At 71.3% G+C, this 21675-nt stretch carries 19 protein-coding genes and 3 pseudogenes; 15 read left to right on the top strand and 7 right to left on the bottom strand.

The genetic code is table 11. The features are described from left to right. The first annotated feature begins 63 nt into the window (after positions 1–63). From ACYVF7_RS36100 to ACYVF7_RS36075, 6 genes are read left to right on the top strand one after another with little or no spacing between them, the layout of a single operon-like run. On the top strand, positions 64–438 hold the full coding sequence (locus ACYVF7_RS36100; protein WP_345438529.1) for a DUF948 domain-containing protein: 375 nt from the start codon (positions 64–66) through the stop codon (positions 436–438). Then, positions 435–677, top strand: coding sequence for a hypothetical protein (locus ACYVF7_RS36095; protein WP_460349539.1), 243 nt, complete (start codon positions 435–437; stop codon positions 675–677). Before ACYVF7_RS36100 ends, ACYVF7_RS36095 begins: the two co-directional genes overlap by 4 nt. Beyond that, positions 677–3343, top strand: a complete 2667-nt coding sequence (gene alaS / locus ACYVF7_RS36090; RefSeq protein WP_460349537.1) for an alanine--tRNA ligase — start codon at positions 677–679, stop codon at positions 3341–3343. The genes ACYVF7_RS36095 and alaS overlap by 1 nt, the downstream gene beginning before the upstream one ends. Beyond that, positions 3340–3798 carry a Holliday junction resolvase RuvX gene (ruvX, locus tag ACYVF7_RS36085; RefSeq protein ID WP_460349535.1) on the top strand — a complete coding sequence of 153 codons (459 nt, stop codon included), beginning with the start codon at positions 3340–3342 and terminating at the stop codon, positions 3796–3798. The genes alaS and ruvX overlap by 4 nt, the downstream gene beginning before the upstream one ends. Beyond that, complete coding sequence (gene mltG, locus ACYVF7_RS36080) at positions 3795–4967, top strand: endolytic transglycosylase MltG (RefSeq protein WP_460349533.1); 1173 nt, start codon at positions 3795–3797, stop codon at positions 4965–4967. Before ruvX ends, mltG begins: the two co-directional genes overlap by 4 nt. Beyond that, on the top strand, positions 4964–5743 hold the full coding sequence (locus ACYVF7_RS36075) for a shikimate dehydrogenase (protein ID WP_460349531.1): 780 nt from the start codon (positions 4964–4966) through the stop codon (positions 5741–5743). The genes mltG and ACYVF7_RS36075 overlap by 4 nt, the downstream gene beginning before the upstream one ends. Here the strand turns inward: ACYVF7_RS36075 and ACYVF7_RS36070 are convergent. The 3 genes from ACYVF7_RS36070 to ACYVF7_RS36060 are packed head-to-tail and all read right to left on the bottom strand — an operon-like array spanning position 5738 to position 8024. After that, the gene (locus tag ACYVF7_RS36070) at positions 5738–6748 is read right to left on the bottom strand and encodes a hypothetical protein (protein ID WP_460349529.1); all 1011 of its coding nucleotides are present in this window, start codon (positions 6746–6748) and stop codon (positions 5738–5740) included. The genes ACYVF7_RS36075 and ACYVF7_RS36070 overlap by 6 nt on opposite strands. Continuing rightward, complete coding sequence (locus ACYVF7_RS36065; RefSeq protein WP_460349527.1) at positions 6745–7695, bottom strand: hypothetical protein; 951 nt, start codon at positions 7693–7695, stop codon at positions 6745–6747. Before ACYVF7_RS36065 ends, ACYVF7_RS36070 begins: the two co-directional genes overlap by 4 nt. Further along, positions 7692–8024: a PadR family transcriptional regulator gene (locus ACYVF7_RS36060; RefSeq protein WP_460349525.1), complete on the bottom strand. Its 333-nt coding sequence runs from the start codon at positions 8022–8024 to the stop codon at positions 7692–7694. The genes ACYVF7_RS36065 and ACYVF7_RS36060 overlap by 4 nt, the downstream gene beginning before the upstream one ends. Positions 8025–8103: 79 nt before the next feature. On the opposite strand from ACYVF7_RS36060, the gene ACYVF7_RS36055 reads away from it, so the two are divergent. The 9 genes and pseudogenes from ACYVF7_RS36055 to pheT all read left to right on the top strand — a co-directional run bounded on the left by ACYVF7_RS36055 (position 8104) and on the right by pheT (position 17143). Then, positions 8104–8949 carry a putative RNA methyltransferase gene (locus tag ACYVF7_RS36055; RefSeq protein WP_460349522.1) on the top strand — a complete coding sequence of 282 codons (846 nt, stop codon included), beginning with the start codon at positions 8104–8106 and terminating at the stop codon, positions 8947–8949. A gap of 194 nt (positions 8950–9143) precedes the next feature. Continuing rightward, positions 9144–9809: a translation initiation factor IF-3 gene (gene infC, locus ACYVF7_RS36050; protein ID WP_460358311.1), complete on the top strand. Its 666-nt coding sequence runs from the start codon at positions 9144–9146 to the stop codon at positions 9807–9809. 146 nt (positions 9810–9955) lie between these two features. Further along, complete coding sequence (gene rpmI / locus ACYVF7_RS36045; protein WP_345438553.1) at positions 9956–10150, top strand: 50S ribosomal protein L35; 195 nt, start codon at positions 9956–9958, stop codon at positions 10148–10150. Positions 10151–10263: 113 nt separating this feature from the next. Next, entirely contained in the window at positions 10264–10641 is a 378-nt protein-coding gene (gene rplT, locus ACYVF7_RS36040) for a 50S ribosomal protein L20 (RefSeq protein ID WP_345356301.1), read from the top strand. 20 nt (positions 10642–10661) lie between these two features. Next, positions 10662–11486 carry a TrmH family RNA methyltransferase gene (locus ACYVF7_RS36035; protein WP_460349519.1) on the top strand — a complete coding sequence of 275 codons (825 nt, stop codon included), beginning with the start codon at positions 10662–10664 and terminating at the stop codon, positions 11484–11486. A 352-nt stretch (positions 11487–11838) separates the two neighbouring features. Next, complete coding sequence (locus ACYVF7_RS36030) at positions 11839–12216, top strand: STAS domain-containing protein (RefSeq protein ID WP_460349517.1); 378 nt, start codon at positions 11839–11841, stop codon at positions 12214–12216. Positions 12217–12412: 196 nt separating this feature from the next. Further along, positions 12413–13431 (top strand): annotated as a pseudogene (locus ACYVF7_RS36025) (sensor histidine kinase). 126 nt (positions 13432–13557) lie between these two features. Further along, on the top strand, positions 13558–14667 hold the full coding sequence (gene pheS / locus ACYVF7_RS36020; RefSeq protein ID WP_460349514.1) for a phenylalanine--tRNA ligase subunit alpha: 1110 nt from the start codon (positions 13558–13560) through the stop codon (positions 14665–14667). Next, positions 14667–17143: pseudogene (gene pheT, locus ACYVF7_RS36015) on the top strand (phenylalanine--tRNA ligase subunit beta). The gene pheS and the pseudogene pheT overlap by 1 nt, the downstream one beginning before the upstream one ends. Positions 17144–17349: 206 nt before the next feature. On the opposite strand, the gene ACYVF7_RS36010 reads toward pheT, so the two are convergent. From ACYVF7_RS36010 to ACYVF7_RS35995, 4 genes and pseudogenes are all read right to left on the bottom strand, one after another. After that, the gene (locus tag ACYVF7_RS36010) at positions 17350–18027 is read right to left on the bottom strand and encodes a phospholipase domain-containing protein (protein WP_460358308.1); all 678 of its coding nucleotides are present in this window, start codon (positions 18025–18027) and stop codon (positions 17350–17352) included. A 144-nt stretch (positions 18028–18171) separates the two neighbouring features. Then, positions 18172–19241: pseudogene (locus ACYVF7_RS36005) on the bottom strand (alkaline phosphatase family protein); the annotation flags it as partial. 380 nt (positions 19242–19621) lie between these two features. After that, positions 19622–21136 carry a CYTH and CHAD domain-containing protein gene (locus ACYVF7_RS36000; RefSeq protein WP_460349512.1) on the bottom strand — a complete coding sequence of 505 codons (1515 nt, stop codon included), beginning with the start codon at positions 21134–21136 and terminating at the stop codon, positions 19622–19624. 109 nt (positions 21137–21245) lie between these two features. Further along, positions 21246–21629 (bottom strand): hypothetical protein, encoded by a 384-nt coding sequence (locus tag ACYVF7_RS35995; protein WP_460349510.1) that lies wholly within the window; start codon positions 21627–21629, stop codon positions 21246–21248. Between the last annotated feature and the right edge of the window lie 46 nt (positions 21630–21675).

Below are 21675 nucleotides of genomic sequence, written 5' to 3'. Positions count from 1 at the left end.
TCCGGAGGCCCGGGACGGTAAGGTCGGTCCGACCGAGTTTCGCGACGAGGAGGAGGAAGCCGGATGCTTACGGGTGAACAGCTCGCCGGCCTGATCGTGGCCATGTTCTGGGCGATTCTGGTCTCCTTCCTCGCCTACGTGCTCCTGAAGCTCGCCCGGTTGGTGACCGAGGCCACCAAGACGGTCGCCGAGCTGGGCGATCGGACCGCCCCGCTGCTCGACGACATGGCCGGCACGGTCGCGCGGGCCAACGAGCAGCTGGCCCGGATCGACGTGATCACGAAGAACATGGGCAGCGTGAGTCAGAACGCCGCCGCGGTCAGCACCACCGTCACCTCGATCGTCGGCGGCCCTCTCGTGAAGGCCGCGGCGTTCTCTTATGGTGTCCGTAAGGCCATCGGTTCCCGCGGCCACGGCAACCAGGACGGCAAGCGATGATCCGGCGGTTGTTCTGGCTGTCCCTGGGCACCGCGTTCGGCGCCTGGTCGGCCTTCCGGCTCAAGCGCGCCGTGCGCGCCGCCCTGCCGGGCAACATCGCCCACCAGGCCACCGGACTCGGCCGGACCGTACGGGGGTTCGCCGGCGACGTCCGTGTCGCGATGAACCACCGAGAGGAAGAGCTGCGCGACGCCATGCGCCTCGACGCACAAGCCGACATAGACAAGGACCTGCACTGATGGAGTCGGCAGAGATCGCCCGCCGTTTCCTCCGCTTCTACGAGGAACGCGGCCACACGGTGGTGCCCTCGGCGAGCCTGATCGCCGAGGACCCCACGCTGTTGCTGGTCAACGCGGGCATGGTGCCGTTCAAGCCGTATTTCCTCGGCCAGCGGACGCCTCCGTACCGTCGGGCGACCAGCGTGCAGAAGTGCATCCGCACGCCCGACATCGACGAGGTCGGCAAGACCACCCGGCACGGCACGTTCTTCCAGATGCTGGGCAACTTCTCCTTCGGGGACTATTTCAAGGAGCAGGCGATTCCTTTCGCCTGGGACCTGCTGACCCGGTCGGAGGCCGACGGCGGGTTCGGGTTCCCCGAGGACCGGCTCTGGGCGACCGTCTACCACGACGACGACGAGGCCTTCTCGATCTGGCGTGACAAGGTCGGCCTGCCGGAGGAGCGCATCCAGCGCCGCGGGATGGCCGACAACTTCTGGTCGATGGGCGTTCCCGGCCCCTGCGGCCCCTGCTCGGAGATCTACTACGACCGGGGTGCCGAGTACGGCCGCGAGGGCGGCCCGATCGCCGACGAGGACCGCTACCTCGAGGTCTGGAACCTCGTCTTCATGCAGTTCGAGCGGGGCCCGGGCGCGGGCAAGGAGGGCTGGCCGATCCTCGGCGAGCTGCCCGCCAAGAACATCGACACCGGCATGGGCCTGGAGCGCATGGCCGCGATCCTCCAGGGCGTCGACAACATCTACGAGATCGACACCATGTGGCGGATCCTCGACCGCGCCGCCGACCTCACCAAGACCAAGTACGGCCGTGACGCGCGCGCCGACGTGTCCCTGCGCGTGGTCACCGACCACGTCCGCAGCGGCACGATGATGGTCGCCGACGGCGTCGTCCCCTCCAACGAGGGCCGCGGCTACGTCCTGCGCCGGATCCTGCGCCGCAGCATCCGCCACCTGCGCCTGCTCGGTGCCGGCGACGACCGCTACCTGCACGAGCTGACCGCCGCCGCGATCGAGGGCATGGGCGAGACCTACCCGGAGCTGCGCTCCGACGCCGCCCACATCCACACGGTCATCGACGCGGAGGAGCAGTCCTTCCTGGCGACGCTCCGCACCGGCACCGCGATCTTCGACGCCTCGGTCGAGGAGAGCAAGCGCCGCAAGGAGTCGACGCTGTCCGGCGTCCAGGCGTTCACTCTGCACGACACCTACGGCTTCCCGATCGACCTCACCCTCGAGATGGCGGCCGAGCAGGGCCTGGCCGTCGATGAGGGCGAGTTCCGGCGCCTCATGGACGAGCAGCGGCAGCGCGCCAAGGCCGACGCCGCCGCGAAGAAGACCGGCAACCTCGACGTGTCCGTGCTGGGCAGCCTGCTGGAGCAGACCGGCGTGGTGCGGTTCACCGGGTACGACGCGGTCGTCGGCGAGGCCCGCGTGGTCGGCCTCCTGGTCGGCGGCGCCAGCGTGCCGTCGGCGGGGGAGGGCAGCGAGGTCGAGGTCGTGCTCGACCGCACGCCGTTCTACGCCGAGGGCGGCGGCCAGCTCGCCGACCAGGGCGTCATCCGGCTCGGCAACGGCGCGGAGATCGAGGTCCTCGACGTGCAGACGCCGCTGGCCGGCCTGATCGTGCACCGGGGCCGGGTCCGCAGCGGCGAGGCGCAGGCCGGGGACACCGCCTACGCCGAGATCGACGTCGAGCGGCGCCGGGCGATCTCCCGGTCCCACACCGCGACGCACATGGTGCACCGCGGGTTCCGCAACGCGCTCGGCGAGTCGGCGGCGCAGGCCGGTTCGGAGAACGCCCCGGGCCGGTTCCGGTTCGACTTCACCGCCTCCGGCGCCGTGCCCCTGAACGTGCTGCGCGACGTCGAGGACGAGGTCAACGCCATCCTCATCGACGACCTCGGCGTGCACGCCTCGGTCCACCCGATCGACGAGGCGCGCAAGATGGGCGCGCTGGCGCTCTTCGGTGAGAAGTACGGCGACGAGGTCCGCGTCGTCGAGATCGGCGAGTACTCCCGCGAGCTGTGCGGCGGCACCCACGTGGCCCGGTCCGGCCAGCTCGGCCTGATCAAGGTCCTCGGCGAGCAGTCGATCGGCGCCGGCGTGCGCCGGGTCGAGGCCCTGGTCGGCATCGACGCCTTCCGGTACCTCGCCAAGGAGAGCGTCCTGGTCGCGCAGCTGTCCGAGCAGCTGAAGACCCGCCGCGAGGAGCTCCCGGAGCGGATCTCCGGAGTCGTCACCCGGCTCCGCGAGGCCGAGAAGGAGCTCGAGCGCGTGCGTTCGCAGCAGGTCCTCGAGGTCGCCGGCGAGCTGGCGGGCGGCGCCGAGGACGTCGGCGGCAGCGCGTTCGTCGCCCACCGCGTGCCCGACGGCACCAGCGCCGACGACCTGCGCCGGCTCGCCATGGACGTGCGCGGGCGCCTGTCGGGGCGCCCAGCCGTGGTCATCATCGCCGGGGTCCCCAAGGACCGTCCGGTGATCGTCGTCGCGACCAGCGAGGAGGCCCGCGCCCGCGGGCTCCGCGCGGGCGCGCTCGTCGGCGTCGCAGCCAAGGTCCTCGGCGGCGGTGGCGGCGGCAAGGACGACCTGGCGCAGGGCGGTGGCGCGAACGCGGGCGCCATCGACGACGCCCTGGGCGCCGTCCGCCGAGCCGTGGCGGCCGCGTGAGACAAGGCGTGCGCATCGGCGTCGACGCGGGCAGTGTCCGCATCGGCGTCGCGCGTAGTGATCCCGGCGGCATCCTGGCGTCTCCGCTGGAGACGGTGCGTGCCGGGAAGGGCGATGTCGACCGGATCGTCCAGCTGGTCGCTGAGAACGACGCCGTCGAGGTGGTCGTGGGCCTGCCGACCTCTCTCTCCGGCAGGGAGGGGCCGGCGGCCGAGGCGGCCCGCCGGCTGGCCGTGAGGATCGCACGACGCATGGATCCCGAGACGGTTCGACTGTTCGATGAGAGACTCACCACCGTGACAGCCGAAACCGGGCTTCGGGCACAAGGCGTACGCGGACAGGCGCGGCGCAAGGTCGTCGACCAAGCGGCGGCGGCCGTGCTCCTGCAGGCTGCGCTCGATGCCGAGCGCTTGACGGGTCGCCCTCCGGGGGAGACTGTCCAGGGGGGCTCATGAGCGACGCAGATCTCGACTTTCTGAGACAACTGTCCGAGCGTCAGCACCGCTCGGAGTCTCCAGGCGTTCCTCCGCGCGCCGCCCGGGGCGGACGCGGGCGGCGTCGCAAGAAGAGCCGCAAGGGCCGCAAGCTCGCGCCGCTCATCGCGCTCGCCTTCCTCCTCGTGGTCGTGTGCGGCGGCGGATACGTCGGTTTCACCGCGTTGAACGGCATGCTCAACCCGCCCGACTACAAGGGCGACGGCACCGGCTCGGTCACCGTCTGGATCCACGAGGGCGACTCGGTCAGCCAGATGGCCCTGCGGCTGAAGCAGGCCGGCGTCGTCAAGTCCGTGGACGCGTACGTCAAACTCGCGGGCAAGGACCCGAGGGCGATGAGCATCCAGCCCGGCTACTACCACCTGCGCAGCCAGATGTCGGTGAAGTCCGCGCTCACGCTGCTGCTCAGCGACGCCTCACGCGCCGGCCGCGTCACCATTCCTGAAGGCAAGCGGGTCGTCCAGGTCCTGCAGATGCTGGCCAAGAAGACCAAGATCCCGCTCAAGGACTTCGAGAAGGCCGCCAGACACCCCGGCAACCTGGGCCTGCCCTCGTATGCCAAGGGCAAGCTCGAGGGATACCTCTATCCCTTCACGTACGACCCGGACCCGAAGGCCACCGCCACGCAGGTGCTCCGTTCGATGGTCGCCCAGTTCAAGACGGTCGCGACCTCCATCGACCTGGAAGGTAAGGCCCGCGACCTGGGCATGTCGCCGGGCGACGTGGTGACGATCGCCAGCCTGGTCCAGGCCGAGAGCGGCCGGGATGAGGACATGCCGAAGATCGCCCGGGTCATCGACAACCGGATCAAGAACACGCAGCCATGGATGCGCAAACTGCAGCTCGACAGCACCGTGATGTACGCCCTGGGCAAGTACAACATCGTGGCCACCTACGCGGAGACCAAGACCAAGAGTCCGTACAACACCTACAGCGTCTACGGTCTGCCGCCTGGAGCGATCGACAACCCCGGTGAGGTGGCGCTCAAGGCCGCGCTCAATCCCGCGCAGGGCAACTGGCTCTACTTCGTGACCACCGACCCGAAGAGCCATGTCACCAAGTTCACGTCCAGCAACAGCGAGTTCGAGAAGTTCAAGCAGGAGCTCGCACGCAACACGGGGCACGGATGACGCGGGCCGCCGTCCTCGGATCACCGATCGCGCACTCGCTGTCGCCGGCGCTGCACCGCGCCGCGTACGCCGCCCTGGGGCTCGACTGGACGTACGAGGCGGTCGAGTGCCGTGAGGAGGATCTTCCCGAGGTGCTCGGGCGGCCATGGGCGGGCCTGTCCCTGACCATGCCGCTGAAGCGCGCGGTGCTGCCGCTGCTCGACGAGGTCTCCGGGCTCGCGCGGGCGGTCGGCGGCGCCAACACGGTCGTCTACGACGGCGGGCGGCGGCTCGGTCACAACACCGACGTGTACGGCATGGTCACCGCCCTGACCGAGGCCGGCGTACGCTCACCGGGCTCCGCCGTCGTACTCGGCGGCGGGGCGACCGCGTGCTCGGCCCTGGCCGCGCTGCGCGACATGGGGCTGCCGAAGGCCGTGGTCGTCGTACGGAGCCCGGCCCGGGCCGCCGAGGCGGTGTCGGCGGCCGACCGGCTGGGCGTGTCGGTGTCGGTGCAGACCTTCGCCGACACGATGCCGTCCGCCGACCTGATCATCTCGACGCTCCCGGCCCATGCCGCGGACCCGTACGCCGAGGCGATCGGACGGGCGACGGGTGCGCTCTTCGACGTCGTGTACGCGCCCTGGCCGACCGCCGCCGCCGAGGCCGTGGCCGAGCACGGCGGCATCGTGCTGGGCGGCCTGCCCATGCTGGTGCACCAGGCCGCCCGCCAGGTCGAGCTCATGACGGGGCGCGCACCGGCCCCGGTCGAGGCGATGCGCGCCGCCGTGTCATGACGTGCTGCGCCGTCGCTCGCGCAGACGTGACGCCAGGGCCCCGGCCATGAGGGCGCTGAGGATCAGGGGGCCGGCGACGCCGACGGCCGCCGTGGGGAGTCCGGTCGGCATGAGCCATCGGGCGATCGACCACAAGAATGGCGACAAGGCCAGGAGCACGACGGCGATCGATCGGCGGCCGGACGCCGACCGCGGCCAGGCGCAGGCGACGGTGATCAGCAACAGCGATTCGACGCCCAGTAGCCACGCCGGATCGTGGATCGTGGCCGGCGTCAGCAGCACGACGTTCTCGCCCAGCATCGTGGTGCCCGGGGTGGGAAGGCCGGCCAACGTATAGGCGAACGCGATGACGCCCACGAGGAGGATGACGCCTCGCCACCGGCCGAGGAGCGACAGGCCGGGACGAAGGCCGTCGGACAGCGACAGCCCCGCTGCGGCCAGGATCGCCAGGCCGAACCAGAGCAGGTTGCCCTCCGCCGCGCCCGTGGAGACGGCGTCGCGGCCCTGGGCGACGGCCAGCCACGGTATCTGAGACAGCGCCGCCGCCCAGGCCAGGATCGCCGCCGTACGGCGCAGGCGCAGGAGACTCACCCCGGCCACGACCGGCCACAGGACCCACATCGGCCACACCTGCGCCGGCTCCGGGATCAGCACCATGAAGGAGCCGTTCGGATCGAAGGAGAAGGTGACGAAGCCGTTGGCCGCCAGTACGTCGCCGTCCCGGAAATAGGCGATCAAGCCGGTGGCCAGGAGTGCGGTCGTCACCAGGCTGAGGACCGCGAAGGCGTCTCGCCATACGGGGCCGCCGAGGGCCCGGATCTCGCGTTGCAGGCGGACGCGGACGGCTCCCGCGGCGAGGTCGGCGGCGTCTCGGGCGCTCGGCCGCTCCTGGCCGGGGCCGGCGGTGGCGAGCAGGACGCCGAGCATCTCCTCTCGCTGGTCGATCGGGTAGAGCCGCAGCCAGCGGCGCAGCCGGTGTTCGAGTGATGTGGGTCGTGGGGTCATGACGTGCTGCGCCTCCGTCCGCGCAGACGGGACGCCGCAGCGGCCATGAGTACGGTCACGACCGCCAGAGAGCCGATGAGACGGATGGCGTCGACCACGGGCTCGAGCGTGTTGTCGATCGCGATCTGGAGTCCGATGACAAAGACGGTCGGCGCCAGGCTCAGTATCAGCATCGGCATCCATCTACGGCCGGTGGCCGTGCCCAGCCGGGTGCATGCGACGGCGATCAACGCCAATGACGCCGTGCCCAGCCACCATCGGGAATCGTGGAACGACCATGCCGCCGAGGGCATCATTCTCGGCCACCCGGCGGCTTCCTCGGCGGGGCTGGTCAGCGTGTAGGCGAGGGCTCCGAGGCCGACCAGGAGGACGACGACCCGCCACCGGCCGAGGAGCGACAGTGCCCGGCGGAGGCCACCCGAGACGGACAAGGCAGCGGCAGCTGTGATCGCCAAAACGAACCAGTAGAGGTTCTGACCCAGCCGACCAGAGAAGGCGTCCACCTCGCCGACGGCGAGCCAGGGTACCTGCGCGAGCGCCGCGGCCCATGCCAGGCCGATCGAGGTCCGCCGCAGGCCCAGCAGGCTCAACACGGCGACGAGCGGCCACGGCGCCCACATCGGCCAGATGGCCGCGGGCGCCGACTGAACGAGGACGTAGACGCCGATGAGGTCTCGCAAGGAGGCGATCAGGCAGGTGAAGAGGGCCAGGATCGTCCCCAGGCCGAGCACCGCGAACGCGTCGCTCCACACCGGTCCGCCGAGGGACCGGAACTCGCGTCGAAGGCGGATGCGAACGGCTCCTCCGACGAGGTCGGCGGCGTCCCTGGGGCTCGGCCGTTCCTGGCCGGGGCCGGCGGTGGCGAGCAGGACGCCGAGCATCTCCTCGCGCTGGTCGATCGGGTAGAGCCGCAGCCAATGGCGCAGCCGGTGCTCGATGGGGCTCATGCGGATCCTCCGGCCAGGCGCAGGCGGGCGGTGGCGGTCTCGGCGTTGCGGCGCAGGTGTTCGGCTTCGGCGGCCAGGCGTGACGCGCCCGTGTCCGTGAGCCGGTAGTAGCGGCGCAGCCGGCCGTCGACGACGTCCTCGCGGTCGATCTCCGCGAGGCCGTCGGCGGTCAGCCGGTCGAGGGCGGCGTAGAGCGTTCCGGCCCGGAGGCGCACGCGCCCGTCGGAGATCCGCTCGACGTCGCCGATGATGCCGTAGCCGTGCTGGGGCCCGGCCGCCAATGCCGTGAGGATGAGGAACGTGGGTTCCTGGAGCGACCTGTGCTTCATGTGATCTTTATATACCGATGATCGATACATCGCCACCGGACGGGACGAAGCGGCTGTTCGCCTGCACCATCATGGGAGGGTGCTCGCCGACGTCGTTCCGTACCTCCGCTGTCCCCTCTGCGCCGGTGACCTCGCCATCGAAGGGACGGCCCTGCGCTGCCCGGCCGGGCACACGTTCGACATCGCCAAGCAGGGCTACGCCAACCTGCTGACCGGCAAGGCGCATCTCGGCACCGCCGACACCCCGGAGATGGTCGCGGCCCGCGCGGACTTCCTCGGCGGCGGGCACTTCGCCCCGCTCGCCGACCTGGTCGCGGAGCGCGCGGCGGCCCTCGACCCGGGGGAGGGCTGCGTGCTGGACGCCGGCGCGGGCACGGGCCACTACCTCGCGGGCGTGCTCGACCGGCTGCCCGGACGGCCCGGGATCGCCCTTGACATCTCCAAGCACGCGTTGCGCCGCGCCGCGCGGGCGCACCCCCGGATCGGCGCCCTGGCGTGGGACGTATGGCGGCCGCTGCCCGTGCGCACCGGCGCGGTCGCGGTCCTCATCGACGTGTTCGCCCCGCGGAGCGGGGCGGAGTTCCACCGGGTGCTCAGGCCGGACGGCGCGCTGATCGTCGTCACTCCGGCCCCACACCACCTGGGCGAGCTGATCGAACGGCTCGGGCTGCTGTCCGTGGACGAGCGGAAGGCCGACCGCGTGGCCGACTCGGTCGGCGAGCGCTTCGCCCCTGCGGGCGTCTGGTCCCTGGACCTCCCGCTGTCGCTCACGCATGCCGACGCCGTGTCGCTCGTGACGATGGGCCCCAGTGCCCGGCACACCGAACCGGAGATCCTGCGGGCGCGCATCGCCGCGCTCGCGGAGCCGGTGAAGGTCACCGCGGCGTTCGAGGTGCGCGCTTTCGACGTACGGCAGGAAAGCTGATATCTTTGACCTTTGACTGGCCTGGCGTGTACGCGCCGGGCGCGCAAGCGGAGGTCATCTCCCACCTGATCGGCTGCGCTCCTTCGGGAGACGAGAAGCTGATGGGTTCCGGTCAGGCACGCTTCCAGCGTGCCCGCCTCGTCGGCTCCGGCCGTCGGGGCGTCCGGTAATGGTGATGGCCCCGCATGCGAGTCATGCGGGGCTTTTCGCATGAAGGGCCCAGGGCATGGCCGGTCGCGACAGCTCGGAAGTCCCAAGGAGGTCCCATCAGCGCCGAACCGCGTATCAACGAGCGCATTCGCGTGCCCGAGGTCCGGCTCGTCGGTCCGAACGGCGAACAGGTCGGTATCGTGCCGATCGCCAAGGCACTCGACCTCGCCCGGGAGTCCGACCTCGATCTCGTCGAGGTCGCCCCGACCGCGAGGCCGCCCGTGGCCAAGCTCATGGACTACGGCAAGTTCAAGTACGAGTCCGCGATGAAGGCCCGCGATGCGCGACGTAACCAGGCGCACACGGTCATCAAGGAGATCAAACTCCGGCCGAAGATCGATCCGCACGACTACGGCACCAAGAAGGGCCACGTCGAGCGGTTCCTCAAGGCAGGTGACAAGGTCAAGGTCACGATCATGTTCCGTGGCCGCGAGCAGTCCCGGCCGGAGCTGGGGTTCCGGCTGTTGCAGCGGCTGGCGGAGGACGTCGAGGAGCTCGGCTTCGTCGAGTCCCGTCCCAAGCAGGACGGCCGCAACATGATCATGGTCCTTGGACCGCACAAGAAGAAGAGCGAGGCAAAGGCCGAAACGCGCACCGCGACGGGAAGTCGTGCGCGACGGCAGCAGGAGGAGCACGGTTCCCCGGCCTGACCGGGCCCGCTCCGCCACGACCCTGCTCACCGAGCGGGGTCGTCTCGCGAAGAGGTAAACATGCGCCTCTCAGGCGTACAGCACTCCGCGCGGAGTCGCTGTATGCCCGGATCGAGGCGCTCGGACTTAGGGAGACGTCGGCGACCATGCCGAAGATGAAGACGCACAGTGGTGCCAAGAAGAGGTTCAAGCTGACGGGCACCGGCAAGGTCATGCGCCGCCGCGCCAACCGCAACCACCTGCTCGAGCACAAGCCGACCAAGCGCACGCGTCGGCTCGACGGAGCGGTCGTGGTGTCCAAGAACGACGAGACCAAGATCAAGAAGCTGCTCGGCGAGTAAGCCCGGCACCACCTGATCGCCGGGCTCCGGCACCCCTTCGGTGTCGGCAGACCCGTTAGTCGAACGACCGGCCGGAGCCCACAAGGCACGGCCTCCACGAAGGAGTTCAAGACGTGGCACGCGTGAAGCGGGCGGTCAACGCCGCCAAGAAGCGCCGGGTCGTCCTCGAGCGGGCGAGTGGCTACCGTGGCCAGCGGTCCAGGCTGTACCGCAAGGCCAAGGAGCAGCAGCTCCACTCGATGACGTACGCCTTCCGTGACCGGAAGGACCGCAAGGGCCAGTTCCGCCGTCTGTGGATCCAGCGGATCAACGCGGCGGCCCGCGCGAACGGCATGACCTACAACCGGTTCATCCAGGGCCTGCGCGAGGCGGGCGTCGAGGTCGACCGTCGCATGCTCGCCGAGCTCGCGGTCAACGACGCCGCGGCGTTCACGGTTCTCGTCGAGACGGCCAAGAAGGCGCTGCCCGCCGAGGGCAGCGCGGCCGCCTGACGGCATAGATAATCACGCTGATGGCGGGCCGCGACCTGACCTCCACTCGATCACCGCGGGTGAAGGCGGCTCGTCGGCTCGCCAAACGCGCGTTCCGCCGCCGTGAGCGGCAGTTTCTCGCCGAGGGCCCCCAGGCGGTACGGGAGGCCCTGGCGCTCGACGGCGTCCTCGTCGAGCTGTTCGCCACCGCCGAGGCGGAGAACCGCCACCACGACCTGATCGTCCAGGCGGAGCGCTCCGGCGTCCCGATCTTCCGGGTGAGCGGCGAGGTCATGGCCGAGCTCGCCCAGACCGTCACCCCGCAGGGCCTGCTGGCCGTCTGCGCGTTCGTCGACGTCGACCTCGAGGGCGTGCTCGCGCCGCCCCCGCGTCTGGTGACCGTGCTGGCGCACGTTCGCGACCCCGGGAACGCCGGCACCGTCCTGCGCACCGCCGACGCGGCCGGCTCCGACTCGGTGATCTTCACGGACGCCTCCGTCGACCCGTACAACGGCAAGTGCGTGCGCGCCTCGGCCGGCAGCCTGTTCCATCTGCCGGTCGTGGTCGGGCCGCGCTTCGACACCCTGATCCCGGCGCTCAAGGAGTCCGGGCTGACGGTCCTGGCGGCCGACGGGGCCGGAACGTGCTCCCTGGACGCCGCGCTCGACGCGGGAACGCTCGCCGGCCCGACGGCCTGGGTGTTCGGCAACGAGGCGTGGGGTCTGCCGGCGGAGATCCTGGACGCGGTCGACGAGGTCGTGCGCGTCCCCATCTACGGAGGGGCCGAGAGCCTCAACCTCGCCACCGCGGCCGCCGTGTGCCTCTACGCCTCGGCCCGGGCACAGCGGTCCGGCACGCCCGCCTGACGCGCTCCCAGCGGTCCGGCACGCCCTCCTGACGCCGCTCTCAGCGGAGCGTCAGGGTGAGAACGACCCGGGGCGTCCGATACCGAACGCAACAAGGATGTCTTCTCGCTGTAACAAATCGGCGACCCGATTCGTTCAATCGAACAAAAGCCGACATGATCGATGCTGTTGATTCCGCCGTGCCGGATCGGTGAACCGGACGGACGGCGGTTCGCGCTTCGGGGCGGCCGTCACGGTATCAACGAGGATTCCGATGAACGGGGCAAAACGGTTGAATACGAATATAAGGGGCATTCCACTGCCTCGCCGACGAGCGGCGATGGGCTGTGAGCGGCTCTCGAGCAGGTCTCCGATGGCGCGCGGGGGCGCGCACCGGTGCCAGATGGCCGACCGCGCGATGGCCGCCACGGTGGTGCGACGCGCCGGTGCCGTCGCGGTCGTGGCGATCGGCGGTGAGATCGATGTGCAGACGGCGGGGCGGCTGCGCGCGGATCTCCTGCGGCTGGCCGACAGCGGCCACATCCACCTCGTCGTCGACTTCGAGGCCGTGAGCTTCTGCGACGCCGCCGGTCTCGGCGCGCTGGTCGCGGTGGGCAACCGGCTCCGGGAGAAGGGCGGCTCGCTCTGCCTCGCGGGTGTGCGGCCCGCTCAGCGGAGGATTCTGCGAATCACCCGGCTCGACGCGCTGTTCCCCACATATGACACCGTCGACGAGGCGTTTCAGCACTGATTCGTCCTAGGCGACATGCCGGGAACACCGGACGTTAACGACTCTGGCGTGGCGGGATTTCCGCCGTCCGCACTAGAGTCAGGCTGTCGCAGTCAATAGGGAGCCGGGAGGTGGCGGGGTCGTGGGCGGACCGGTTCCGCGTGGCTCTGAGCCCTCCTCCGGGCGGGCGGCGTCGGACGGGGTCTGCCCTGATTCGCTGCCCGACGGTCTGCTCGTGGCCGGCGCCGACCGGAGGGTCGTCGTGTTCAACCGCGCCGCGGTGCGGTTGACCGGCACGCCGAAGGCCGCGGCGCTCGGCCGCGACTTCGCCGACGTCCTGCCGCTGCGCGACGCCGACGGCCGGGACTGGTGGAAGTGCCTCGACCCGTACGGCGGTCTGGCGACCCGCACCCGTCACCCGGAGCGGCCGCTCTACCTCGGCGACGGGCCCGAGCTGCTCGTCACCGCCTCCTACGACCGCGAGCGGGACGGCACGGTGCGCTCGTTCAGCGTCGCCCTGCGCGACGCGGCCGAGCGCGCCCGCCACGAGCGCGGGCGGGCGGACCTGGTCTCCACCGTCGCGCACGAGCTGCGGTCGCCGCTGACCAGCGTCAAGGGCTTCACCGCCACCCTGCTGGCCAAGTGGCACCGGTTCAACGACGATCAGAAGCGCGTCATGCTCGAGACGGTCAACTCCGACGCCGACCGGGTGACCCGGCTGATCACCGAGCTGCTGGACGTCTCCCGCATCGAGGCGGGCCGGTGGAGATGCGTCGCCAGGTCGTCGACGTGGTCGAGGAGACCCGCAAGATCATCGCCGGCCGGGTGGCCGCGGGTGAGTCGCCGGATCGGTTCGTACTCGAAGTGCCGGGCGAGTTGCCGGAGATGTGGCTCGATCCCGACAAGATCGACCAGATCCTCGGCAACCTCGTGGAGAACGCCGTCCGGCACGGTGCTGGTACTGTGACGATCGTGGTGGAGCCGGACGCGGGCACGCGGGGAGTCGTCGTCGCCGTACGCGACGAGGGCGAGGGCATTCCGCCCGAGGCGGCCCAGCGCGTCTTCCGCCAGTTCTGGCGCGGCCATGGCCAGCCCCGCGGGGGCACCGGCCTCGGCCTCTACATCGTGAAGGGCCTCATCGAGGCGCACGGCGGCACGATCGCCGTGCGGCGCGCCCCCAGTGGCGGCGCCGAGTTCCGATTTAGCCTGCCCGCCGGGGCTCCAGACTTCGCTTGAGAGCGCCGCGGGCTTCCCGACCGGCACGGGTCCGCCATGATCGTGTTATGGCCCGGATCCCGGGCCGGAGGCCGTGCGCCGACTAGACTCGATCGCCGTTCCGCCACTGCTGGAGTAATCCGAACCATGTCCGCACCGAATAAGTCATATGACCCCGTCGAGGTCACCGCGCTCCATCCGGACGAGGTGGCCCGCACGCGCGACGAGGCGCTCGCCGCGATCGCGGCGGCCGCGAGCCTCGACGAGCTGAAGCAGGTCCGCCTGGCCCACGCCGGCGACCGCTCGCCGCTCGCGCTCGCCAACCGGGAGATCGGCGCCCTGCCGCCGCAGGCCAAGGCCGAGGCCGGCAAGCGCGTCGGCACCGCCCGCCGCGAGGTCTCCGACGCGCTCAAGGCGCGTCAGGCCGAGCTGGAGGAGGAGCGCGACCAGCGCGTCCTCGTCGAGGAGGCCGTCGACGTCACCCTGCCGTGGGACCGCACGCCGCGCGGCGCCCGGCACCCGGTGACGACCATCGCCGAGCGCATGGCCGACGTCTTCGTCTCCATGGGCTTCGAACTGGCCGAGGGGCCGGAGGTCGAGGCCGAGTGGTTCAACTTCGACGCGCTGAACTTCCCGCCCGCCCACCCGGCGCGGGAGATGCAGGACACGTTCTTCGTCGAGTCGGAGGACTCCGGCCTGGTCCTGCGGACGCACACCTCGCCGGTCCAGATCCGCGCCCTGCTGACCCGTGAGCTGCCGGTCTACGTCGTCTGCACCGGCCGCACCTTCCGCACCGACGAGCTCGACGCGACGCACAGCCCCGTCTTCCACCAGATGGAGGGCCTCGTCGTCGACGAGGGCATCACCATGGCCGACCTGCGCGGGGCCATCGGCGCGTTCGTCACGGGGATGTTCGGCGAAGGGCTCAAGACCCGCTTCCGCCCGTACTACTTCCCGTTCACCGAGCCGTCCGCCGAGGTCGACATGCAGTGCTTCGTCTGCCGCGGCGCCTCGGCCGAGCCGGGCGGCGAGCCCTGCCGCACCTGCCGGTCGGAGGGCTGGATCGAGCTGGGCGGCTGCGGCATGGTCAACCCGCGCGTGCTGGTCGCCGCCGGGGTCGACCCGGAGCGCTACAGCGGCTGGGCGTTCGGCCTGGGCGTCGAGCGCACGCTGATGTTCCGGCACGGGGTCGAGGACATGCACGACATGTTCGAGGGTGACGTGCGCTTCACCCAGGCATTCGGGATGGAGATCTGATGCGCGCCCCTGTTTCGTGGCTGCGGGAGTACGCCGAGCTGCCCGCCGAGGTCACCGCGCGTGACATCGCCCAGAAACTGATCGCGGCCGGCATGGAGGTCGAGTCCGTCGAGGCCGTCGGGCACGACGTGACCGGCGTGATCACCGGGCAGGTCCTGGAGATCGAGGAGCTCAGCGGTTTCAAGAAGCCGATCCGCTTCTGCCAGGTCGACGTCGGCGAAGGCGAGCCGCGCGGCATCGTCTGCGGCGCCACGAACTTCGTCGCCGGCGACCGTGTGCCGGTCGCGCTCCCGGGCGCCGTGCTGCCCGGCGGGTTCGCGATCGCCGCGCGCAAGACGTACGGGCGGGTGTCCGACGGCATGATCTGCTCCGAGGCCGAGCTCGGCCTGGCCGAGAGCAGCCCCGGCATCCTCATCCTGCCGGCGGACACGCCCCTCGGAGCCGACTTCGTCGAGCTGACCGGGCTCCGCGACGAGGTGCTCGACCTCGCGATCACGCCGGACCGCGGCTACACCGCCTCGATCCGCGGCGTCGCCCGCGAGGTCGCGACGGCGTACGACGTGCCGTTCCGTGACCCCGCCGACGTCGAGCTCCCGGCCGAGACCGGCGAGTCGTACCCGGCGAGCATCGCGGACCCGACCGGCTGCGACCGCTTTGTCCTCCGGGAGGTGCGCGGCTTCGCGCCGGACGCGCCGTCGCCGCTGTGGATGCGGGTCCGGCTGGCCCGCGCCGGGATGCGCTCGGTGTCCCTGGCCGTCGACGTCACCAACTACCTGATGCTCGAGCTGGGCCAGCCGCTGCACGCGTTCGACCGGGCGAAGCTGACCGGCCCGATCGTCGTCCGCCGGGCCGAGCCGGGCGAGCGGCTGGAGACCCTCGACCACGTCGTACGGGACCTGCACCCGGACGACGTTCTGATCACCGACGGGTCAGGCCCGATCTCGATGGCCGGGACGATGGGCGGCCTGCACACCGAGATCGACGAGAAGTCGACCGACATGGTGATCGAGGGCGCGCACTTCTCGGCGAGCGACCTGGCGCGGCAGGGCCGCCGCCACAAGCTCAAGAGCGAGGCGCTGTACCGCTTCGAGCGCGGCGTCGACCGTGACCTGCCCTTGGTGGCGACGTACAAGGCCGTACGGATGCTGGCCGAGCTCGGCGGCGCCGAGGTGCTTCCCGGCGTGACGCACGCCGAGGCGCCGGCGGAGAACGTCACGATCACCATCCCGGCCGGCCACCCGGACCGCGTCGCGGGCGTCGCGTACGGCCGCGACACGGTGGTCAAGCGGCTGCGCGACGTCGGCTGCGAGGTCACCGGCGACGACGTCCTCACCGTGACGCCGCCGCCCTGGCGGCCCGACCTGCGCGACCCGAACGACCTCGCCGAAGAGGTCATCCGGCTCGAGGGCTACGAGAACATCCCCGCACGCGCCCCGCGTTCGGTCGCCGGGCGGGGTCTCACCCCGGCGCAGCGGCTGCGCCGCCGCGCCGGCAGGGCCCTGGCCGCGGCCGGATACGACGAGGTGATCAACTACCCGTTCGTGTCCGCGGGCGACTGGGACGCCCTGCAGCTGCCCGCCGACGACGCCCGCCGGCGCGCGCTGCGGCTGGCCAACCCGCTCACCGAGGACGAGCCGTTCCTGCGCACGACGCTGCTCCCGGCGCTGCTGCGCACGCTGGGCCGCAACGTCGGGCGCGGCTTCGCCGACGTCGCCCTGTTCGAGACGGGCCTCGTCTACCGGCCACGTCCGGACGCCCCGACCCCGCCGCGGCCGCCGGTCGATCGCGCGCCCACAGCAGAGGAGCTCGCCGCCATCCAGGCGGCGCTGCCCGACCAGCCGATGCGCGTCGCCGCGGTCCTGGCCGGGGCCCGCGAGCCGGCTGGTGGGGCGAGGACCGCCAGGCGACCTGGGCCGACGCCATCGAGGCCGCCCGCGTCGTCGCGGCCGAGGCGGGCGTCGAGCTGGAGGTCAAGGCCGACCAGCACGCGCCCTGGCACCCCGGCCGCTGCGCCGCGTTGTTCGCCGACGGGACCCTCGTCGGCCACGCGGGGGAGCTGCACCCCCGGGTGACCAAGGCGTACGACCTGCCGGCCCGCGCCTGCGCGATGGAGCTCGACCTGAGCCTGCTGGAGCCGAAGGCGTCCGGCACCGTGGTCGCGCCGCACATCGCGACGTACCCGGTGGCCACCCAGGACATCGCCCTGACGGTGGCCGGGCACGTGCCCGCCGCCGAGGTGGAGGCCGCTCTCCGGGCCGGCGTCGAGGCACAGGGCGCCGGAGACCTCCTCGAGTCGGTCCGGCTCTTCGACGTGTACACCGGTGAGCAGGTCGGCGAGGGGAACAAGTCGCTCGCCTACACGCTCCGGTTCCGCGCGTCCGACCGTACGCTCACGGCCGAGGAGACCACCGCCGTCCGGGACGCCGCCGTCGCCGCCGCGGCCGAGCGGGTCGGCGCCGTCCTCCGCGGAGCCTGACCTAGGAGCTATCCGGACGGAGATCCACCGGACACGCCCTAACACCGCGCCGTGATCACGCAAGCGTGATCACGGCGCGGTCGTGTCACATCTGGAGGCGGCCATGTCGGTCGCCAAGGGTTCAGCGGGCCCGGCCGGCTTCGTCCACGACCCTTGACGACAACGCGGCGAGGCGCAGCCGGGCACTTGGCCGGGTGTCCCCGTGCTCAGCTCGTGATGATCGCGGGGTCGCTCGTGCTCGGGCGTCCGGTCTCGACGTGGCCGGCCAGCCGTCGCAGGAACGTGTCGTCGTGGTCGGAGACGACCGACAGGTCGTACCAGCCGTGGCTGCGACCCGCCGATGCCACGTGGACGGCGCGTCCGCCGGGCTGGACCCGGTACGTGGCCGTGCGCCCGTTGCCGTAGGCGTCCTTGACGGTGAGCCGTACGGGGTCCTTGCCGCCGTTGGTCAGCACCAGCCGGACCTCCTCGCGGGCACCGTCGTCGCTCGCCGCCACCTCGGGGCCGGCGCCGCCGCCGTGACCGGCGAGCCGCCGGAAGAAGCCGTTCGGACCGTGCACCCGGACGTCGTACGCGCCCTTCCCGCTCCACGTCGCGGAGAGCCGCCGGCCCGCGCCCACGGTGTAGGTCCAGGGCCCGTTCGCGTGGGTCGTGGAGGTCACGTGGAAGGTCGCGGCCGCCGCGCCGTGGTCGGCGAAGTCGATCGCCAGACCGTCGGCTCCCACGCGGCCGTCGGCGACAAGGTCGTACGGCAGCGGCCGGGCGGGCCGCAGGCCGCGTTCCTGCTTCGGCAGCGCCGGGTTCGCCGGTGGCGTCGGAATGTAGTCCGGGTGCCGGTCACGGTCCGGCGGGACGTAGCCGCTGGTGTCGGGGAGCGCGGGCATCCGGGCGGCGGTGTGGCCGAAGTCGAACGCCGAGGTCAGGTCGCCGCAGACGGCCCTGCGCCAGCCCGAGATGTTCGGCTCGTGAACGCCGAAGCGCTGCTCCATGAACCGGATGATCGAGGTGTGGTCGAAGACCTCGGAGCACACCCAGCCGCCCTTGCTCCAGGGCGACACGACGAACATCGGGACGCGCTGGCCCAGGCCGTATGGACCGGCGACGCTCTGGCCGGAGCCCGGGAAGATCTCGCCGGCGACGTCGACCGTCGAACGGCCCTGCGCCGGAGACGACGGCGGGTACGGCGGCACGGCGTGGTCGAAGAAGCCGTCGTTCTCGTCGTAGGTGACGAACAGCGCCGTCTTGCTCCACACGTCCGGGTTGGCCGTCAGCGCGTTCAGGACCTGGGAGATGTACCAGGCGCCGTAGTTGACGGGCCAGTTCGGGTGCTCGGTGAAGGCCTCGGGCGCGGCGATCCACGAGATCTGCGGCAGCCGGCCTTGACGTCGGCCTTGAGGATGTCGAAGAATCCCTGGCCGTGCTTGGCGTCGGTGCCGGTCCGCGCCTTGTCGTAGAGCGGATCGCCGGGCTTGGCGTTCCGGTACTGGTTGAAGTAGAGCAGCGAGTTGTCGCCGTAGTTGCCGATGTAGGCGTCGTTCGTCCATCCCCAGGAGCCCGGGCCGTCGAGGCCGTCGCCGGCGTCCTGGTAGATCTTCCAGGAGACCCCGGCCTTCTCCAGACGCTCGGGATAGGTCGTCCAGGAGTAGCCCACCTCGTCGTTGCCGAGGACGGGGCCGCCGCCGGTGCCGTCGTTGCCGGTGTAACCGGTCCACATGTAGTAGCGGTTAGGGTCGGTGGGGCCGATCATCGAGCAGTGGTAGGCGTCGCAGATCGTAAAGGCGTCGGCCAGCGCGTAGTGGAACGGGATGTCCTTGCGCGTGAGGTACGCCATCGTGGTGGCGGTCTTGGCCGGCACCGACTTGTCGTACGCGCCGTTGTTCCAGGCGGTGTGCCCGCCGTTCCAGCTGTGGTCGAGGTCCTGGAGGAACCGCAGGCCGAGGTCGGTCGCGTCCGGGTGGAACGGGAGGACGTCCTTGGTCCCGTCGGACTGGTTCCAGACCGGCTTGCCGTTCGGCAGCGTCACGGGGTGCGGATCGCCGAATCCGCGCACACCGCGCAGCGTGCCGAAGTAGTGGTCGAAGGACCGGTTCTCCTGCATGAGGACCACGATGTGCTCGATGTCCCGCAGAGTGCCGGTGCGACGGGCCGCGGGGACCTCCGCGGCGCGGGCGATGCTCGTGGACAGCGCGGTCATCGCGGCCGTCCCACCAGCGAGTTGCATGAATCGTCGACGGTTGATGTCGGTCATGTATGGCCTGCCTCGGGGTCGGATCAGCGGGGCAGGACAGTGTTCTCAAGCGATCAGCAACTCTCCACGGCGCATGGGGGAAATCGGGGAGAAGCCTTGGCCAACCCGAGTCGCCGGGCACGGCGTCGTCGGCGAGGTGCGTTCTGGACGCCGCGCAGCCGGACGTGGATCCACCGGACACGCCCGGGGACGGTCGCGACCCTGAAGACGGAGGTGGGCCCCCGCGCGGGTCACTTCTTCCGGAGGGCGCGGCGCGGCCCGCGCTTGGCGGCCTTCTTCACGGCGGCGGGCAGATTCCGCAGCTCGCGTTCCCGATCGCGTTCCTCCCGCTCGGCGAGCCGGCCGGCGGCGAATGCCTCGGCGGCCGGTGTCCCGGGCCGGCGGGCGAAATCACCGAGCCGCTCGGCGGCGACCACGCCGTCCTGGTAGGCGCCGAGCACCTCCTGCAGCCGCTCCGCGCGGCGGGCCAGCTTCTTCGCGGGGGAGCCCAGGGCGGGCACGGCGGCCTCGGCGGTGTAGCGGGCCCGCTTGGCGGCCTTACGGGTGCTGTGGAGGGCGACGTCGTGGGCCGTGCTCGGGGGCAGTTCGGCGGAACGGGCATGGCGGCGCAGCATCGTCCGCCAGGCCTTGTCGACGGCCTTGGCCGTCTCCCGCCGGGTCGGCCGGCGGGCGTGTCCGCCGATGAGGGGCGGGGAGGCCAGGAAGGCGTCGACCGCGTCGAGGAGAGCGAGGTACCGCGGCGCCGACAGGCTCGCGCGCAGCCGGTCGCGAGCGTGGAGCTCCTCCGATGCCATCGCGGCCAGCCACGTCGGCCGCTGATCGGCGTCGGGCAGGTCCGCCAGGCGCCGCTCGAACCGCGCGCGGAGGACCTCCAGGTCACGGACCTCGCCCAGCGCGTCGGCCAGCCACTTCAGCTCGGCGTCGAGGCCGGCGGCGCGGGCCGGATCGACCATGCGCCGATGGGTGCGGAGGAGGCTGCGCATCCGCCGTACGCTCACGCGCATCTTGTGCACCGTGTCGTCGTCGTGGTCGGCCAGGCGGACGAGCGGGTCGTACGCCAGCATCTTGTCGAAGTGCTTGGCGAGATAGGTCACGAGGACCCCTCCGGCGGTGCCGGTGTCCACGCGCCGGTCGGAGGAGGGGACCGCCTCGAGAGTGCGGGCCAGCTTGGACCGGGCCGCCGACTCCCGGGCGCCGGCGCCGAGCAGATGGTCGCCGACGGCCGACAGGAAGTCGTCGGACGCGGTGACGGCCTCGATCTCGATCTCGCGCCACGCCATCAGGCTGACCTCGCCGCCGCCCCGGCCGAAGGGGTGCGCGTGCACCGTGTCGTCGGCGAGTTTCGCCAGCACCCGGCCTTTCTTGCCCAGGAGGGGGCGTTCGATCCGGCGGGTCTCCACCTCGGCCACGGGCACGAGCGGCCTCCCGCGCGTGCGGGCGGTGACGAGCGTGGCGAGTTCCGCCGGCACGGCCTGCTCACCGCCGTCGCCGAGTGGCAGCTGGATCTCTCGCTTGGTGTTCTTGCCCGCCGGCAGCTTGAGGTGCCATCCGGCGTCATCGCCGCCGCGCCGGCGGCGCAGTGTGATCCCGTGGGCGGCGAGCCGCAGGTCCTCGGTGTCGAAGTACCGGGCCTGGAGGGTGTGCGTGGCGGGTTCGCCGACCTCTACGCGGGCCGCCCGCAGGTCGGGAAGCACGAAGTCGGCGTCGGCGTCGTACTTGCGCTCGAGTTCCGTGTGATGAGCCACGGCGAATCTCCCTCAAAACATGTATATATCGGGCAAAACGGCATACCCAGATATACGCCGTTGAAGATTCGCCGGGAAGTCTTCCCCAGGGGCCGGGGTCCGACGCGGGTCAGCTCGCCTTCTGGAACGCGGTGACGGTGGCGCCGCTCTTCGTGCAGTCGGCGCCGCGGCCGTTCTGCTGGATCTGGTCGGGCGGGTAGATGACGCACGACCAGCCCTGGACCGAGAGCTCGCCGCCGCTGCCCTGGCCCGGCGCCTTGCCTTCGGCGATCGCGGCGAAGAACGCCTTGTACACCGAGACGGCCTCGGCGCAGGACGCCGATCCCTTGGTCACCTTGAGGTACGCCGGGGCTCCGCCGGCGGCGTCGACCTTCCCGCAGTCGGCCTGGCCGGCCGCCGTCGTCTTGGCGGTCTTCGGCTTGGAACCGGAGCCGCACCCGGTGACGGCGAGCAGAGCGGCCAGGGGCAGGGAGAGGAGGGCGATCCGGCGCATGGAGGGGACCTTAGCGGTTTCCCGGGAGCCGGAAAGGCGCTTGCAT

The sequence above is a fragment of the Actinoallomurus acanthiterrae genome, from assembly GCF_054775715.1.
This window is presented reverse-complemented; position numbering and strand designations above follow the sequence as displayed.

Excerpts from the sequence above, each read along its gene's own strand:
- ACYVF7_RS36100 (WP_345438529.1), top strand. The coding sequence starts at position 64 with ATGCTTACGGGTGAACAGCTCGCCGGCCTGATCGTGGCCATGTTCTGG.
- ACYVF7_RS36095 (WP_460349539.1), top strand. The coding sequence starts at position 435 with ATGATCCGGCGGTTGTTCTGGCTGTCCCTGGGCACCGCGTTCGGCGCC.
- alaS (WP_460349537.1), top strand. The coding sequence starts at position 677 with ATGGAGTCGGCAGAGATCGCCCGCCGTTTCCTCCGCTTCTACGAGGAA.
- mltG (WP_460349533.1), top strand. The coding sequence starts at position 3,795 with ATGAGCGACGCAGATCTCGACTTTCTGAGACAACTGTCCGAGCGTCAG.
- ACYVF7_RS36075 (WP_460349531.1), top strand. The coding sequence starts at position 4,964 with ATGACGCGGGCCGCCGTCCTCGGATCACCGATCGCGCACTCGCTGTCG.
- ACYVF7_RS36070 (WP_460349529.1), bottom strand. The coding sequence starts at position 6,748 with ATGACCCCACGACCCACATCACTCGAACACCGGCTGCGCCGCTGGCTG.
- ACYVF7_RS36065 (WP_460349527.1), bottom strand. The coding sequence starts at position 7,695 with ATGAGCCCCATCGAGCACCGGCTGCGCCATTGGCTGCGGCTCTACCCG.
- ACYVF7_RS36060 (WP_460349525.1), bottom strand. The coding sequence starts at position 8,024 with ATGAAGCACAGGTCGCTCCAGGAACCCACGTTCCTCATCCTCACGGCA.
- infC (WP_460358311.1), top strand. The coding sequence starts at position 9,144 with ATGCGGGGCTTTTCGCATGAAGGGCCCAGGGCATGGCCGGTCGCGACA.
- rpmI (WP_345438553.1), top strand. The coding sequence starts at position 9,956 with ATGCCGAAGATGAAGACGCACAGTGGTGCCAAGAAGAGGTTCAAGCTG.
- ACYVF7_RS36035 (WP_460349519.1), top strand. The coding sequence starts at position 10,662 with ATGGCGGGCCGCGACCTGACCTCCACTCGATCACCGCGGGTGAAGGCG.
- ACYVF7_RS36030 (WP_460349517.1), top strand. The coding sequence starts at position 11,839 with ATGGCGCGCGGGGGCGCGCACCGGTGCCAGATGGCCGACCGCGCGATG.
- pheS (WP_460349514.1), top strand. The coding sequence starts at position 13,558 with ATGTCCGCACCGAATAAGTCATATGACCCCGTCGAGGTCACCGCGCTC.
- ACYVF7_RS36010 (WP_460358308.1), bottom strand. The coding sequence starts at position 18,027 with ATGCCCGCGCTCCCCGACACCAGCGGCTACGTCCCGCCGGACCGTGAC.
- ACYVF7_RS35995 (WP_460349510.1), bottom strand. The coding sequence starts at position 21,629 with ATGCGCCGGATCGCCCTCCTCTCCCTGCCCCTGGCCGCTCTGCTCGCC.